Annotated in this window: 16 protein-coding genes; 6 read left to right on the forward strand and 10 right to left on the reverse strand. The window is 73.0% G+C overall.

The window, feature by feature from the left end; all coding sequences use genetic code 11:
* The first annotated feature begins 72 nt into the window (after positions 1-72).
* Both IAI59_RS00335 and IAI59_RS00340 read left to right on the forward strand, forming a co-directional pair.
* Positions 73-858, forward strand: a complete 786-nt coding sequence (locus tag IAI59_RS00335) for a hypothetical protein (RefSeq protein ID WP_207417598.1) — start codon at positions 73-75, stop codon at positions 856-858.
* 94 nt (positions 859-952) lie between these two features.
* A complete protein-coding gene (locus IAI59_RS00340) occupies positions 953-2,956 on the forward strand; it encodes an AI-2E family transporter (protein WP_207417599.1) in 2,004 nt (667 codons plus the stop codon).
* 61 nt (positions 2,957-3,017) lie between these two features.
* Here the strand turns inward: IAI59_RS00340 and IAI59_RS00345 are convergent, their stop codons facing one another.
* The 10 genes from IAI59_RS00345 to IAI59_RS00390 form a co-directional block, all read right to left on the reverse strand.
* Complete coding sequence (locus tag IAI59_RS00345) at positions 3,018-4,979, reverse strand: DNA/RNA helicase domain-containing protein (protein ID WP_237180737.1); 1,962 nt, start codon at positions 4,977-4,979, stop codon at positions 3,018-3,020.
* Between the two features lie 8 nt (positions 4,980-4,987).
* Complete coding sequence (locus IAI59_RS00350; protein ID WP_237181163.1) at positions 4,988-5,860, reverse strand: DMT family transporter; 873 nt, start codon at positions 5,858-5,860, stop codon at positions 4,988-4,990.
* Positions 5,861-6,072: 212 nt separating this feature from the next.
* The gene (locus IAI59_RS00355; RefSeq protein WP_207417601.1) at positions 6,073-7,215 is read right to left on the reverse strand and encodes a GNAT family N-acetyltransferase; all 1,143 of its coding nucleotides are present in this window, start codon (positions 7,213-7,215) and stop codon (positions 6,073-6,075) included.
* 54 nt (positions 7,216-7,269) lie between these two features.
* A complete protein-coding gene (locus tag IAI59_RS00360) occupies positions 7,270-8,220 on the reverse strand; it encodes a DUF697 domain-containing protein (protein WP_207417602.1) in 951 nt (316 codons plus the stop codon).
* On the reverse strand, positions 8,217-9,626 hold the full coding sequence (locus IAI59_RS00365; protein ID WP_237180738.1) for a YcjX family protein: 1,410 nt from the start codon (positions 9,624-9,626) through the stop codon (positions 8,217-8,219). Before IAI59_RS00365 ends, IAI59_RS00360 begins: the two co-directional genes overlap by 4 nt.
* A 217-nt stretch (positions 9,627-9,843) precedes the next feature.
* Positions 9,844-10,140, reverse strand: coding sequence for a cupin domain-containing protein (locus tag IAI59_RS00370; RefSeq protein WP_207417603.1), 297 nt, complete (start codon positions 10,138-10,140; stop codon positions 9,844-9,846).
* Positions 10,137-10,763, reverse strand: a complete 627-nt coding sequence (locus IAI59_RS00375; RefSeq protein WP_207417604.1) for a glutathione S-transferase family protein — start codon at positions 10,761-10,763, stop codon at positions 10,137-10,139. Before IAI59_RS00375 ends, IAI59_RS00370 begins: the two co-directional genes overlap by 4 nt.
* Before the next feature lie 57 nt (positions 10,764-10,820).
* Positions 10,821-11,237, reverse strand: coding sequence for a GNAT family N-acetyltransferase (locus IAI59_RS00380; RefSeq protein ID WP_207417607.1), 417 nt, complete (start codon positions 11,235-11,237; stop codon positions 10,821-10,823).
* On the reverse strand, positions 11,237-11,704 hold the full coding sequence (locus tag IAI59_RS00385; RefSeq protein ID WP_207417609.1) for a RidA family protein: 468 nt from the start codon (positions 11,702-11,704) through the stop codon (positions 11,237-11,239). Before IAI59_RS00385 ends, IAI59_RS00380 begins: the two co-directional genes overlap by 1 nt.
* Before the next feature lie 26 nt (positions 11,705-11,730).
* The gene (locus IAI59_RS00390) at positions 11,731-13,260 is read right to left on the reverse strand and encodes a TSCPD domain-containing protein (protein ID WP_207417611.1); all 1,530 of its coding nucleotides are present in this window, start codon (positions 13,258-13,260) and stop codon (positions 11,731-11,733) included.
* A 180-nt stretch (positions 13,261-13,440) separates the two neighbouring features.
* Between IAI59_RS00390 and IAI59_RS00395 the strand changes: the two genes are divergently transcribed.
* The 4 genes from IAI59_RS00395 to IAI59_RS00410 are packed head-to-tail and all read left to right on the forward strand — an operon-like array spanning position 13,441 to position 14,982.
* The gene (locus IAI59_RS00395; protein WP_207417613.1) at positions 13,441-13,827 is read left to right on the forward strand and encodes an NADH-ubiquinone oxidoreductase subunit NDUFA12 family protein; all 387 of its coding nucleotides are present in this window, start codon (positions 13,441-13,443) and stop codon (positions 13,825-13,827) included.
* A gap of 8 nt (positions 13,828-13,835) precedes the next feature.
* Positions 13,836-14,381, forward strand: a complete 546-nt coding sequence (mlaD, locus tag IAI59_RS00400) for an outer membrane lipid asymmetry maintenance protein MlaD (protein ID WP_207417614.1) — start codon at positions 13,836-13,838, stop codon at positions 14,379-14,381.
* Positions 14,378-14,602 carry a hypothetical protein gene (locus IAI59_RS00405; protein ID WP_207417615.1) on the forward strand — a complete coding sequence of 75 codons (225 nt, stop codon included), beginning with the start codon at positions 14,378-14,380 and terminating at the stop codon, positions 14,600-14,602. The genes mlaD and IAI59_RS00405 overlap by 4 nt, the downstream gene beginning before the upstream one ends.
* Positions 14,599-14,982 (forward strand): DUF2155 domain-containing protein, encoded by a 384-nt coding sequence (locus IAI59_RS00410; protein WP_207417616.1) that lies wholly within the window; start codon positions 14,599-14,601, stop codon positions 14,980-14,982. The genes IAI59_RS00405 and IAI59_RS00410 overlap by 4 nt, the downstream gene beginning before the upstream one ends.
* Positions 14,983-15,165: the final 183 nt, after the last annotated feature.

Genomic DNA, 15,165 nt, shown 5'->3' on the forward strand with positions numbered 1-15,165 from the left:
CGCCCCCCGCCGCCCCGCCAACCCGGGCGGGACTGGAGCGTTGCAGGACCATTCGTCCGAAAGCCGCTCCCGATGACCAGCAACACCCTCCGCACCGCGCTCAACCTCGTGCTGCCGCTCCTGCAGCCGCTGGCGGGGGCCATGGCGCCGGTCTTCGGCATCGGCATGACCATGGCGGAAATGTCGGCCGCCTCGCAGACGCCCGTCACCCCCGCCGCCTACGCCTTCTCCATCTGGGGCCTGATCTTCGCCCTGGCCATCGCCTGGGGCATCTGGCAGGCGCTGCCCGCCAACCGCGACAGCGTGCCCGCCCGGCGCCTCGGCTGGCCGCTGGCCGGCGCCTTTGCCTGCTCCATCCTGTGGATGGTTCTGGCCGCGCTGCTGGGCAACGGCTGGCACCTGGTGGTGGTCATCCTGCTGCTGCTGGCCTGCGCGCTGACCGCCTTCTTCATCGCCCGCACGGAGCCGCGCACCGGCTGGGCCGACAGCTGGATCGTCCACCCGCTGACCGGCCTCTTCGCCGGCTGGGTGGCCGCCGCCTCCTTCGCCAACATCGCCGGCGCCGCGCTGCTGTCCGGCGCCATCCGGGCCGATGGCGCGGCCGGCACCCTGGCGGCCATCCTGCTGCTGCTGGCCGCCGCCGCGGTGGCCATCGCCGTGCTCTGGACCGCGCGCGGCGCGCCCTGGTTCGCCGGCGCCTTCGCCTGGGCGCTGGCCGGCATCGCCTATGCCAACACCCTGGAACGTGAGCTGAACGTCGTGGTCGCCCTGGTGGCGGTGGGGCTGCTGGTGCTGTTGCTGGCGGTGTCGTGGCAGCGCGGCCGCTTTGGCCGTGCCCGGCCGGCCACTCAGCAATGATGTCCGCCGGGGGGGGGTGGAAAATTTCTGAATCGTCCCCACCCTTCGCCGCCGTCGCGCGTTGGGCAGCTGTGACTTGAGCAAGGTGCCTTCCATGCCGGACCCCGCAACCCGCCCCAATGCTTCCGGCCATGCCAGCTTTCGCGTCGCGCTGCCCCGCGCCAAGGTGCCGGCCGTCGGCACGCCGGACATGCGCAGTCTGACCACCCTGGCCGGCGCCGTGGTGATCGTCGCCGGCCTGTATCTCGGCCGCGACGTGCTGATCCCGGTGACGCTGGCCATCCTGCTTAGCCTGGTGCTGTCGCCGCTGATCCGCATGCTGCGGCGGTTGCGGCTCGGCCGCGTGGTGTCCGTGGTGGTGGCGGTGTTCATCGCGCTCGGCATTCTGTTGTCGATCGGCGGCGTCATCGGCAGCCAGCTGGCCGAGCTGGCCAACGACCTGCCGCGCTACCAGTCCACCATCACCAGCAAGATCGAGACGCTGCAGCGCATGACCACCGGCCGGCTCGGCACGGTGCTGGACCGCGCCAGCCGCGACTACCAGGTGCAGCCGCCCACCGCCCAGCCCAACACGCCGGACGTGCGCCCCGAAACGGCGCAGCAGGCCAAGCCGCTGCCGGTGGAGGTGCACCAGCCGGAGCCGACGCCGCTGGAGATGCTCGGCACCTATGTGTCGCCGGTGCTCAGCCCGCTGGCGCATCTCGGCATCGTGCTGATCGTCACGATCTTCGTGCTGCTGCAGCGCGAGGACCTGCGCGACCGGCTGATCCGCCTGTTCGGCTCCTCGGACCTGCACCGCACCACGGTGGCGATGGACGATGCCGCCTATCGCCTCAGCCGCTATTTCCTGACCCAGGTGGCGATCAATGCCTCCTTCGGCATCGTGATCGGCTTCGGGCTGATGCTGATCGGCCTGCCGAGCCCGATCCTGTGGGGCATCGTCGCCGGGCTGCTGCGCTTTGTGCCCTATGTGGGCGCCATCCTGGGTGCCGTGCTGCCGGTCGGCCTCGCCGCCGCCGTGGACCCGGGCTGGTCCATGGCCATCTGGACCGCCGGGCTGTTTCTGGCGATCGAGCCGGTGATCGGCCACATCATCGAGCCGCTGGCCTATGGGCACAGCACCGGCATGTCGCCCGTTTCCGTCGTGCTGGCCGCGATCTTCTGGAGCTGGATCTGGGGTCCCATCGGCCTGCTGCTCGCCACGCCGCTGACGCTGTGCCTGGTGGTCATGGGCCGGCACATCGACCGGCTGGAATTCCTCGACGTCATCCTGGGCGACCGCCCGGCGCTGACGCCGGTCGAGAACTTCTACCAGCGCACGCTGGCCGGCGATCCGGACGAGGCGCAGGAGCAGGCCGAGCTGCTGCTGAAGGACCGCTCGCTGTGCTCCTACTACGACGAGGTGGCGATCAAGGGCCTGCACCTGGCCTCGGCCGACGTGCGGCGCGGCGTGGTCACCGGCCCGCAGCTGGAGCGCATCCGCGAATCCGTGGCCGAGCTGGTGCTCAGCCTCAACGACCACGAGGATGTGGAGCCGGAAGCCAAGGCCGAAAGCCAGTCGGTGGGCGCGCGGATGATGCGCCTGTCCCCGGCCGAGCAGAAGCTGCCCCGCGACGCGCCGCCGCCGCTGCCCGACCCGGCCTTGCTGCCGGACAGCTGGCGCCAGGATGGCAGCGTGCTGTGCATCGCGGGCCGTGGGCCGCTGGACGAGATCTCCGCCAACCTCCTGGCGCAGATCCTGCGCAAGCATGGCTTCGGCACCCGCGTGGTGCCGCATCAGGCGGTGACGCGGCGCGAGGTCGGCACGCTGGACGCCACCGGCGCGCGGATGCTGTGCGTGTGCTCGGTGGAGCTGCAGGGCTCGCCGTCCAACCTGCGCTTTCTGTTGCAGCGGCTGCAACGCCGCGCACCGGACGCACCGATGCTGGTCGGCGTTTGGCAGGATGACGACCCGGCGCTGCGCGACGAGGAACTGCGTAAAACGCTGGGCGCGCAGTTTCTGGTCGGCTCGCTGCGCGACGCCGTGGTGGCCTGCGCCAAGGTGGCGGGTGAAACCGCGCCCGCGACGCCGGCTGCCGATACGGTGCCCGCCGCTTAACAAAAGGACGGGGGAGGAGACTTCCCCGCCCCCCCTGTCGCCGATCACGAGCCGGCCTGGATCACAGCAAACCTGCCGGTCCGGGAGCATGAGGGTCCGAGTCCTCGCTTGCCACCAGCGGCCGCGCCCCGCAGGCGGCCAGCCATTCCGCGATGGCGTCGAACTCCACGGATGGCCGCGTCAGATCCGCCGCGTCGCCGGGCGGCACCCAGAGCACCGTGTCGTAGCGCGCGCGGGTCATCAGCACGCGGTAGGTGTTGCGGATGAAGCCCTGTTCCTCGGGCTTGTTGACGGTGTTCCAGCGGCGGCCGGCAAAGGCACGGGCCTGCCAGCCGCCGGCGCCGCGGATGAAGTCGCCGCCCCAGGCAAGGCCGACAAGGTCCAGCTCCAGTCCCTGGCAGGCATATTCGGTGGCGCAGACTTCCAGCGCGTCCGATGCCCGCACGTCCGGCCAGCGGTCCAGAAACCAGCGCACCGCCTCTTCCGGCCCATGCAGCACGTGGCCGAGGCCATCCGCCCGCAGCCGGCGCGCGCCGGAGGAACACACCAGCCCGGCCCGCCGCAGCCCGCGCGCCCGTGCCCGCAGCGCCGCCCGGGCGGCGGACAGGTCGCGCGTCAGGAAGAACGGCAGCGCGCCGCCGGTGGCGATGCGCGCGGCCTCCGTGGCCCTGCCGGACAGCACGGCATCCACCCAGGCGGCGCCCCGGGTGTCGCGCACCGAACGGATGGGCACCACGAGATCCAGCGCGGGGTCGGTGGCCAGCCAGGGCGCGGGACAAGCCGCCAGCCGTTGCGCCGGATCGTCGGCGGCGATCACGCCGGGGGCGGCCAGGGCGCGCCAGTCGCCGGCCCCGGCGATCACCCTGCCCCATTCGGCGAGCCCCGCCTCGCCGGTGTTGATCTCCTGTCCCTGGCCGACCAGGGCGACGATCACTGCCCAGCCGGGCGGGCGGCGCATGATGTCCAGCATGTGCGCGGGCTCGGACTGGCTGAGCACGGATCGCCGGCGCTGGGTGTCGCGGCTGGCCTGGGCGGCGTCCCAGGCGCGTTGCGCCTCGTCGAACACCACCACATGCTCGGGCGGCGCGCCGCCGGCGGCGTGGGCTTCCAGGAAGCGGTGCACGTTCTGCAGAAAGCCGCGACCCTGCCGCGCCGGCTGGCGGCGGCCCTGGCCGGTGCGGGCGTCGCGCGCCAGGGCCTCCCGCAGCACCGCCACCAGGGGGGCGTTGCCGGTCAGAAAGGCGGCGTGCTGCTCCTGCTCGCCGAACACCACGTTCAGCCCACACAGCGTCTTGCCGGCACCGGGAATGCCGGTGACGAAGACCACCACGCGCCCGCCCGAAGCCCGCGCCTGCTGCACGGCGGCGCGGATGGCGGCGGTGGTCCGGGTCAGGTTGGCGGTGTCCGCGCGCGCGGCGGCGATCTCCCCCACCCCATGGCGGGCGAACATCAGCCGCGCGGCCTCGACAATGCCGGGCACGGGGCGGTAGGGCGCCGCGGCCCAGCCGGGGCCATCCAGCGGCGCGGGCGGGAAATGCGCCTGCGCGCCGGCCACCAGCGCGGGCAGCCCGGCGGCGGTGGCGCGCAGCACGGGGGTGACGCCGGCCAGGGGCAGCGGCCAGATGTTGCGGGGCTCGGGCCCCGCCATGGCCACCAGCACCGGCAGGATCGGGTGCGCGCGGCTGGCGGCGTGGAAGTCGCGCAGGTCCAGCGCATAGTCCTCGACCTGCCGGGCGCCCTCGGCGGAAAAGGCGGGCTTGAATTCCAGCACCACGATGGCGCGGTCGGTCAGCAGCACGGCGTCGATGCGGCGTTCCAGCCGCAGCAGATCGTATTCCAGCAGCACCGTCCAGGACGCGCCGCCGGGCAGCGCCACCACGGCCCGCAGCGCGTCCAGGCTGCGGGTCCAGCTGTCGATCTGCTCGGCCTCCACGCCCCGGAAGCGGCGGCTCTGGGTCACGGCCAGGTTCGCTGCCAGCGCCGCCGGGTCCGCCGCCAGGAGCCCGGCCCCGGACAGGGTCATCCAGGCCCTCATCCGCCGCGCCCGGGCCAGGTGGCCAGACCGATGGACAGCAGCATCAGCGCCAGCCCCGCCACATGGACCATGGTGAAGTGCTCGCCCAGCAACACCACCGCCAGCACAGCCGAGGTGGCCGGCAGAAACACCGTGAAGATCCCCGCCACCCCCGCCGGCGCCCGCAGCAGCCCGGCATACCAGAGCAGCAGGCAGAGCACGCTGCTGGTCAGGCTGTGGAACACCAGCAGCCCGGCCAGCGACGGGTCCGCCAGCGCCGCCACGCCGCCCAGCACCGGCAACGCGAAGGGCAGCAGCATCAGCGCGCTGAACAACTGCATCCAGAAGGAAGCCGTCACCACGCCCAGCCGCCCCGACAGCCGCTTGGCCAGCAGCACGTAGGCGGCCTCGCCGCACACGGCCACGAAGATCAGCGCATTGCCCAGCAGGCCGCCGCCCGTGCCCGGCGCGGTGCGGGCCAGGGTGATGGCGCCGATCCCCCCCACCGCCAGCGCCGCCGCCAGCCATTGCCGCGCCGACAGCCGCTCCCGCAGCCAGACGGCCGAACCCAGCGCGATGACGGCCGGCAGGGTGGCCAGCACCAGCCCGGCTTCCAGCGCCGTGGTGTGGCGCAGGCCGGTCAGCAGCGCGGCGTTGTAGAGCAGCGTGCCCAGCGCCGCCTGCATCGCCAGGTTGCGCAACGCGGCGGCCGATGGCCGCACGGCGCCTTCCCGCAGCCGTGCCAGCGGGTAAAGCACGATGCAGGCCAGCAGGCAGCGCAGGCCGACGATCAGGGCGATGGGCAGCGCATTGGCCAGCAGCTTGGCGACGGCGACATTGGCGCCGACCAGCGCCATGCTGCCGGCGAGCTGGGCGTAGGCGGTCAGCACGGCCAGAAAGGTCGGGGGAAAGAATTCCCTCGAGCTCCCATCTTCATTTTATCTGTTTTCGCGAAACGCTGGGCGGGCAGGGTTCGCGCTCCGGTGGATACGGCGACGGTTTTAATAACCATCCCGGGCCGGCGGTAGCGCCTCCGCCCGCCATCCGGCGCCAAACAGACAGAAAAAAGATGGGGGCTCGGGGGAATTCCTTCCCCCGACCTTCACTCCTCCCGGAAGGGCGACAGCGTTGCCAGTTCCTGCATGTTCTCTTCCATCGCCGGCCGCTCCTGTTCCAGGAAATCGGCGATCGCGCGACGCAGCCCGCCGTGCTGGATCCAGTGCGCCGAATAGGTGGGTGCCGGCAGGTAGCCGCGCTGGATCTTGTGCTCGCCCTGGGCGCCGGCCTCGACGCGGGACAGGCCCTGCGCGATGGCGAAGTCGATGGCCTGGTAATAGCACAGCTCGAAGTGCAGAAAGGGCGAGTCCACCAGCGTGCCCCAGTTGCGGCCGTACAGCGCGTCGCGGCCCATCAGGTTCAGGGCGCCGGCCACCGGCTCGCCGTCACGCTCGGCCACCATCAGCACCACGCGGTCGCCCAGGCGCTCGCCCAGCAGCGGCCAGAAGCGCGGGGTGAGGTAGGCGCTGCCCCACTTGCGGTCGACGGTGTTCATGTAGCAGCGATGGAAGGCCTTCCAGTGGCGGCCGGTGATCTCTCTGCCGCGCAGGGCGCGGAAGGACAGGCCGGCGGACTGGGCATCACGCCGCTCGCGCCGGATGCTTTTGCGCTTGCGGGAAGACAGCGCGTTCAGAAAGCCGTCGAAGTCGGCGTAGCCCTGGTTGTGCCAGTGGAACTGGGTGCCGAGGCGCTGCAGCCAGCCGGCCTCGCCCAGCGCCCGCCATTCCGGCTCGGTGCAGAAGGTGACGTGGCAGGAGGACAGGCCGAGCTCCTCCGTCGCCTGCGCCAGGGCACCGGCCAGGGCGGCCACCGGCAGGCCGTCGCGCACCAGCAGGCGGGGGCCGGGCACCGGGCTGAAGGGGGAGGCCACCTGCAGCTTGGGGTAGTACTTGCCGCCGGCACGCTCGAAGGCATTGGCCCAGGCGTGGTCGAAGACGTATTCGCCGTAGGAATGGCTCTTGGCATAGGCGGGGGCGACGCCGAGCAGCCGGCCACCGGCGTCGCGCAGCGCGGCGTGCTGTGGCAGCCAGCCGGTGCGGGCGCTGGCGGAGCCGGATTCCTCCAGCGCCATCAGAAAGGCGTGGCTGACGAAAGGGTTGTCGTCGCCGGCGCAGGCGTCCCACTCCGCCGCCGGGATTTCCGCGATGGCGGGGTGCAGGCGCAGCGTCAGTTCGGTCTGCTGGTCCATCGCGTGCCCCTCCATGCTTCTCGCATCAGCGATATGGCATCGGAGAGGCGTCTGTCACCGGTTGCCGGGCGGGCGGCAGGCCAGCGCGGTGGCGGCCCCGAGCCGCATCATGCGCCGCGCGGCCACCGTGGCGCCGGCCGCGCCGCCGGCCAGCTTGGCGAAATGGCCCTCGAACACCTGCTCGGCGCCCGCCTGGGCCACCATCTCGACCCCCGCGGTCAGGCCCGCCGAATAGCCCAGGCGCTTCAGCAGCCGCCACAGCATGGCGGTGCCGGGGCGCAGCCCGTGCAGCGCCGCCACCTGGCGCATCAGCCGCAGCCCCATCAGCGCCATCGCCGCCGCGTCCAGCGCGGGCGACGGCACGATGGCCGTGACCACGAAGACCTGACGGGCCGATTGCCAGCCCAGCGCGCGGGTGCGGGCATCCAGCAGCGGCAGCAGGGTGGTGGTCATCAGGCCGCGCGCCTCGTCCAGCGTGGTGGCGCGCAGCATCTGCGCGGCGGCGGGCGCGGCTTCCGGCAGGCGGCGGGCGATGTCCTGCGCCCACTGGCCCAGCGCCGCGGGCGGCGCGGCGGAGCCGGGCGTGGTGCGCAGCGCCAGGGCCAGCTCGTCCAGCGCCTTGAGCCGCCGCAGCGCGTGCCATTCGCGCCCCAGCGCCAGGGCCACGGCGCCGGTGGCGCCAACCCCCAGCGCCGCCCCCAGCCAGCCCAGCACGGGCGAGGTGGCGAACAGGTCGCGCAGCATCAGTGCCAGCCCGAGGCCGAAGGTGCCGAACACCAGCAGCCCCACCGCGCCCGCCATCAGGCCCAGCGCGCCGAACCAGGACGGCGGCTTTTCGCCCGGCAGGTCGAGCACGGCGGGCACGCCGTGCTCGATCGGGCCGCCCAGATCGAGGTTCAGCAATTCGGGGCCGAGGTCGGGCGGCGGCTCGGCGGTGCGGGTGGGGCGGGCAGCAGCGGCGGCGGGCGCGGGGTCGTCGGCCCAGCCGGGGGTGTTCGAAGTCACAGCGCATCCTCCAGCAGCCAGGCGAGCAGGGTGTCGAGGCCGAGATGCGGCAGCCCGTCCCGCCCATCGGGGTCGATCAAAGGCGGCCGCAGGGCCGGCAGCTCGAAAAACGGGCGGGACCAGAAGGCATCGCCCGGCGGCGGCGGGGTGGTGGGAATGTGGCCGGGGCGGAAGGGGCGGCGCCGCTCCTCGCCCAGCGGCACGCCCAGCACCACCGGCAGCCCGTCATGCTCCGCGTCCTCCGTGCAACGCAGGGCGGCCAGCGCGCGGTGGCTGGTTTCCCGCCGCGACGGGCCGCCCTGCGCCAGCATGCCCGCGAACAGGCTTTCCAGCGCCGGGCGCTGCGCCGCGGGCACGTGGTCGGCCTTGGACGCCACGAAGCCCACCCGCTTCAACGTGTTCAGCCCCAGCCAGCGGGACCGGGCGCGCGCGTCATAGGCGGCGGCGATCTGCGCCACGGCGTGGCGCGTGTCCTCGAAGGCCCCCTGCCCGGCCCAAAGCGCGCCCAGCACGTCCACCAGCACCACCTGCCGGTCGAAGCGCGCGAACCAGGGGTCGAAGAAATTGGCCCGCATGTCATCGCGATACGCCACGAAGCGGCGGGACAGGAGGTCGCGCAGGCTGCCGGACGCACCCGTGCCCTCCCCCGGCAGCGGGAAGAACCACATCATCGGGCTTTCGCCGCGCGGGCCGGGGCGCAGAAAGCGGCCCGGCTGCAGCCAGCGCAGCCCGAAGCGGTCCCGCGCCTGTTCCAGCATCGCGAGATACAGGCGGTAGCCGCGCCGGGCCACGGCCTCGTCCGCCACGGCGTTGGGGTCCAGCGCGGACACAAAGGCCAGGAACTCAGCCGAAACCGCATCGCGCGGCGGGGCGCGCAAGAGGTCCAGCGTTTCCCGCGACCAGCTCGCAAAGTCATGGTCCAGCAGCGGCAGGTCGAGCAGCCATTCGCCGGGGTAGTCCAGCAGGTCCAGCCGGATGCGGCGCGGGCCCAGCAGCCGCGCCGGGCCGCTGCGCGCCAGCTCCAAGGTCAGGCTGGCGCTAGCCAGGTCGCTGGTGCGCGGCGGCCAGTGCGGCGTGGCGCCGGCGAGGTCGCGGATCTTGTCGGCGGCGTCGAACCAGTCCAGCGCCTGGGTGCCGGCGGGCTCCAGCCGCACGCCCAGCAGCGCCGTCCCCTGCCGCTCCAACTGCGCGGAAAGCGCCGGCAACACCGGCCGGCCGCGCCCCAGCGCCAGCAGATTGGCGATCAGCGAGGTGATGAACACCGTCTTGCCGGAACGGCTGAGGCCGGTGATGGCGACGCGCAGCGTGGTCTCGTTCACCATGCGCTCGGCCTCGTCGGCCAGCTCGCTGACGGCGTTGAAGGTGCCGCCGATCAACGCCTCGCCCATCCGGAACAGACCCGACAATCGCTGCGCCCCCTATTGTGCCGCTGGCGGGATGTGGCGCTGGCGAGGGGGGCGGAGAAGGTCAGGGGAATGAATTCCCCTGAGACCCCTTCTTTTTTCTGTCCTGTTTGCGGTCGTGGCCGCTTCGACCTCAGTACCCCGCCGAAACGGCCGGTCGGGTTAGGAAAATCAGAAAAAAGATGGGGGCCCGGGGGAATTCTTTCCCCCGGCCTTCCTGTTACGCGCGCAGGTTGGTCTCCACCAGCACCGTCTCGGCGCTGAACTCCGCCCGGTGCTCCACCCCCGCCGGGAAGTGGAAGACGCTGCCGGGGCCGAAGGACTGCTCGCCCTGGTCGGTCCAGAGCGTGCCGGCGCCCGAGATCACCTGCACGAATTGCTCGTGCGGGTGGCTGTGGCGCTGGCCCTGGGTGCCGGCGGGGATGCGGACCATCACAAGATCAGCGCTGGCCCCCGCCAGCAGGCGCTTGGCCCCGGCCTCGGGCACCTCGTCCCAGTGCTGGCAGAAGCGGGTCACGGCTGCGTGGCGGTGAAGCTGGGGCGGGTGGACAGGCGCTCCCACCAGTCGGAGACACCGGGCAGCGCCAGGAAGTCGTCGCGATGCGGGGTCATGGCGACATAGGCGAAGATGGGGGCGAGGTAGAGGTCGGCGAGCGTCAGTTCGGGGCCGGCGAGGTAGGCGTCGGCGCCGCGCAGGCGCATCAGCTCGGCCAGCACCTTGCGGCCCTGGTCGAGCGCGGCGTGGTGCGCGGCATGGTCCTGGCCGCCAATGAAATCCGGGAACAGGTGGTAGGCGGCGACGCCGACCAGCGGGCCGTAGCCGTAGGAGTCGATGATGGCGGTGGCCATGTCCATCCGCGCGCGGGCCCGCGGCTCGGCGGGCACCAGGGACGTGCCGGGCAGGATGGCGTCCAGATAGGGCGCGATGGCGGAGGTCTCGATCAGGTGGAAGCCGTCCACCTCGACCACGGGCACCTTGCCGAAGGGGTGGCGGCGCAGGTGCTCGGGCTGCTTCGGCTCGCCCTTCAGCACGTCGACGGGCACCTGGGTGTAGTCGGTGACTCCCTTCTCGGCCAGCAGCATGCGGACCGTGCGGACATAGGTGGAGCCGTTGAAGCCCCAGAGGGTGATGGCGGGCATGGCGTGACGTCCTGATGTTGCCGGCTCAACGCCGCCGGGGGCGGCGTGGATGCGGCGTCAGAACCGTTTGCGGTAGTAGTACTTGGCCATGCCGGGGGCCGGGTAATCCTCCAGCGCGCCGAAACGGCTGTAGCCCTGCTTCTCATAGAAGCCGGGCGCCTGGAAGCTGTTGGTGTCGAGATAGGCACCGATGCAGCCGCGCGCGGCGGCCTCCGCCTCGGCCGCGGCCAGCAGGCGGGTGCCGAGGCCGGTGCCGCGGCGATGCTCGGGGATAAAGAAGTTCTCCACGAACAGCCAGCCGTAGCGGGTGCGGCCGGACAGCCCGCCTTCCACCACGCCGGCGGAATCGCGCAGCAGCAGTTGCAGCGAACGGCTGTTGGCGGGGCCGGCGAAGCGCTCGTTGAAGGCCAGCAGGTGGCGCAGGATGGCGGCGTCGGCCGCCGCGTCATCCTCCGCCCGCTCGAATTCGGACATCAGGCGATCTCGAACATGCCTTCGACCTCGACCGCCGCATCGCCCGGCAGCGAGGGGACGCCGATGGTGGAGCGGGCATGGCGCCCGGCCTCGCCGAAGATCTCCACCGCCAGGTCGGAAGCGCCGTTCATCACCTGCGCGTGCTGCGTGAACTCCGGCCCGGCGGCGATGAAGCCGCCCAGCCGCACCACGCGCTTGACGCGGTCCAGGTCGCCCACCGCGGCCTTCACCTGCGCCACCACGTTGACCAGGCACATGCGCGCGGCGGCGCGGGCGTCATCCAGCGACACGCCGGCACCGACCTTGCCGGTGAACAGGATCTTGCCGTCCTGCAGCGGGATCTGGCCGGACACCACCAGCACGCCGGGCCCGGCGAAGTTGAAGCCCACGTAGTTGGCAATCGGCGCCGCCGGCGCGGGCAGCACGATGCCGAGCGCGGCGAGGCGCCCTTCGACGGTTCCGGTCATGCGGGAAGGCTCCTGGGGAAAAGGGATCAGCCGACCAGCCGCAGCCCGCCGCGCCGGGCGGCGGGGCTGGGGCGCGCGGGCAGGTCCAGCGGCAGCAGGGGTGCGGACACGGGGGCGGCGGGGGCGGCATCGCCCAGGCAGTCCTCGGCCGAGGGCTCGGGCCACAAGGTGGCGGCGCCGTCCAGGTAGCTCAGCGCCAGGCGGCGGAAGGCCCAGTCCAGCACGGAGGTGGCGCGGCGGATCTCGGGATCGCCTTCCACGGTGCCGGCGGGGCCGCCGCGCGAATGCGCCACGGCGCCCACATAGTCCGCCAGCGGCATGCCGCGCGCGAGGCCGAGATTGACCACCGCCACGAAGCTGTCCAGCAGCCCGCGAAAGGCGGCGCCGTCGCGCGCCATGGCCAGGCCGATGGCGGCGGGCTGGCCGTCGGCGGCTTCCGTGGCGGTCAGGGTCACGCGGTGGCCGGCCAGCGTCACGCGCCAGGACTGCGCGCGGCCGGGCGCCGGGCGCGGCGGCGGCAGGGGGCGGGCGGGCTGCGGTGCCGCGGGAGCCGCCGGCACGCCGGCATGCAGGTAGGGCCGCACGGCGGCTTCCATGCTGGCGCGGGCGGCGGCGGGCACGGGGGCCAGCAGCGCGGCGGCGCCGGGGCCGTGCAAGGCGATGGCGCGGGCGCAGGCACGGGTCGGCCGCTCCACCGCGCGGCCGTCCTGGTACACAAAGCGGGTGGCGCCGGGCGCCGGGGCCAGGCCGCCGGTTTCGGCGCCCAACAGCGCCTCGGCCGCATCGGGCGCGGTCAGCATCAACAGCCCCGTGTGGCGCAGCCCGCCGCAGCGGGACGCGGCTTCCAGCGCCGCGCGGGCGGCGGCGGCGAGCCCCGGCACGGCGCAGCCGGCGGGGGGCGCGGGCCAGAACAGGCAGGCGGATTCGCGCGCGCCCTGGCGCAGCGCCAGCCGGGCGCTGGCCTGCTCGGCCGCGCCGCGGAACAGCGCCGTGAGGCAGGCGGCCGCATCGCGCCCGGACGGCTGGTCGTAGGGCAGGCCAAGCGCCGCCAGCCAGCCGGACAGGTCGGCGAAGCCGAGTCGCAGCGCCGCCGCCTTGCCGCCCGTCAGCACCTCCAGCGCCTGCACGCCGGTGTCCACGGCGGCCACAAAGGCCGCGATGTCGAAGCCCCCGGCGTCATCCACGAAGGCCGGCAGGTTGAGCACGAAGCGCGGCTCGGCCCGCGGCTCGCCGCGCCCGCCGGTCAGCCAGGTGGCGGCGCCGGGGCTGCCCCGGCGGGCCAGCAGCAGGGCATGCAGCGCTTCCCGCAGGGCGGCCGAGTCGGCCAGCAATCCCAGGGCCTCGCCGCGCTGGCCGAGCTGCGCGATCCAGGTTTCCGCGAGCGCCGGCAGCGCGGCGGCGGCGTTGCCCGGGGCCAGGGCCGCCACGGCGCCGGCGGCCTCGTCTTCCCAGGCGGCGGGGATCGCGACCATGCGCGCGCCGGCATCCGGGTCGGCCTGCGCCCGCATGCGCCGCAGCGCGATTCCAGCCCAGACGCTGTCAGCCTTGTGTGCCATGCCGGCATGGTATGATGCCCGGCCCCGGGGCGGAAGCCGTATCGGGTGGCAAATGCGACTCCCGCCCCCTAGATGTGGTGCGGCCCACCCCCGGCCTTTCGCGCGGCGCCCGCATGTGCGAAGGAAGCGCCGATCCGTCCCTACCACGCCCCCCCAGGGATACCGAGGAACCGCCGCGTCATGTCCTTTCTGCACCGGCTGACCACTGGCTTCGCCGTCAGCGAGATCGGCACCGACCGCTTCGGCAACACCTACTACGAGAGCAAGAAGCTGTGGCTGAACTACGGCCGCACGCGCCGCTACGTGATCTATGCCGGGGCGCCGGACCCGACCATGGTGCCGCCCGAGTGGCATTCCTGGCTGCACCACGTGACGGCCGAGCCGCTGTCGGAAACCAAGCGCTACCCCTGGCAGCAGGAGCACCAGCCCAACCTGACCGGCACCGCGCGCGCCTACCGCCCCAGCGGGCATGACTACGCGGGCGGCCAGCGGCAGGTGACCACGGGCGACTACCAGGCCTGGACGCCGGACGGCGCCGCGCAGCAGACGGGGAGCGCGGGGTCCTGAGCGCCGCCATGCAGCGCCGCAGCCTGGCGGAGGTGCTGACCGGCGCCGTGATCCTGCTGCTCGCCATCGGGTTTCTGGCCTATGCGGTGGTCAATTCCGGCCGCTCGCTGGCCGGCGGCGGCAGCATCGTGCTGTCCGCCAAGTTCGACCGGATCGATGGCCTGTCGCAGGGGGCGGACGTGCGCATCGGCGGCGTCAAGGTCGGCAGCGTGCTGGACCAGCGGATCGACCCCACCTCCTTTCTGGCGGTGCTGCGGCTGCAGGTGTCGGACGACCTGAAGCTGCCCACCGACACCTCGGCCGAGATCGCCTCGGAAAGCCTGCTGGGCGGCAAGTATGTGGCGCTGGTGCCGGGCGGCGCGGACAAGGTGCTGGCCAATGGCGACAGCATCACCATCACGCAGTCCGCCGTCAGCCTGGAAGCGCTGCTGGGCCGCTTCATCTTTTCCGTCACGGAGCTGACCGCCAAGCAGGGCGACGAGTCGCAGCAGAACGGCGGCAACACCCCTGCCCCCGCCACGCCCGCCCCCGCCGCCCGGGCGCCCGCGCCGTGAGCCTGGCGCCGCCGGAGCTGTGGCCGGGCGCCGACGGGCAGCCGGTGGCCTGCCGCGAGAAGCTGAAGATGCTGGCCGAAAACCACGCCGAGGCCATCCAGTCGCTGCGCGACATCTTCGAGGACGCGGTGCTGATGGGCGTGGACGAGGCAGCCATGCGCCGCATCCTGGCGGATCTGGTGCAGCACCTGCCCAGCCCGAAGCGCGGCGGCGCCGCATGAAGGCCCCGGCACTGGCCCTGCTCGGCCTGCTGGCCGCCCTGCCCGCCCCCAGGCCCGCCCAGGCGCAGCTCGACCCGGGCTGGGAGCCCAAGCGCGAGGCGCAGCTGCAGGCGCTGGACAAGGTCACCGCCCGCATCACCATCATCAAGGCGCCGGTCAACCAGCCGGTGACCTTTGGCACGCTGCGCGTCACGGTGCGCGCCTGCAACGCCCGCCCGGCGTCCGAGGTGCCGGACGCCGCCGTCTGGCTGCAGGTGGACGACACCCGCAACGACAGCGGCGGCAAGCCGGTGTTCCAGGGCTGGATGTTCGCCAATGCCCCCGGCATCGCGATGCTGGAACATCCGGTCTACGACCTCAGAGTGCTGGACTGCCATTGAGCCGATGAGGCCGGGGGCAAAGAAATCCCCCGGCGCGCCGCCCCGCCGTTTCCCGGTCCGGCGCCACGCCCGGCTCCGCATCCTTGCCGCTGGCGCCACGCCTTCCGCCGAGGCGCCGGCGGCGAAGGACGGTGCCGCACGGGGAAACCGGGCCGCCCGGTGCCGTGAGCACGGCGTTTAATC

This window comes from Roseomonas haemaphysalidis, assembly GCF_017355405.1.
GTDB lineage: Bacteria > Pseudomonadota > Alphaproteobacteria > Acetobacterales > Acetobacteraceae > Pseudoroseomonas > Pseudoroseomonas haemaphysalidis.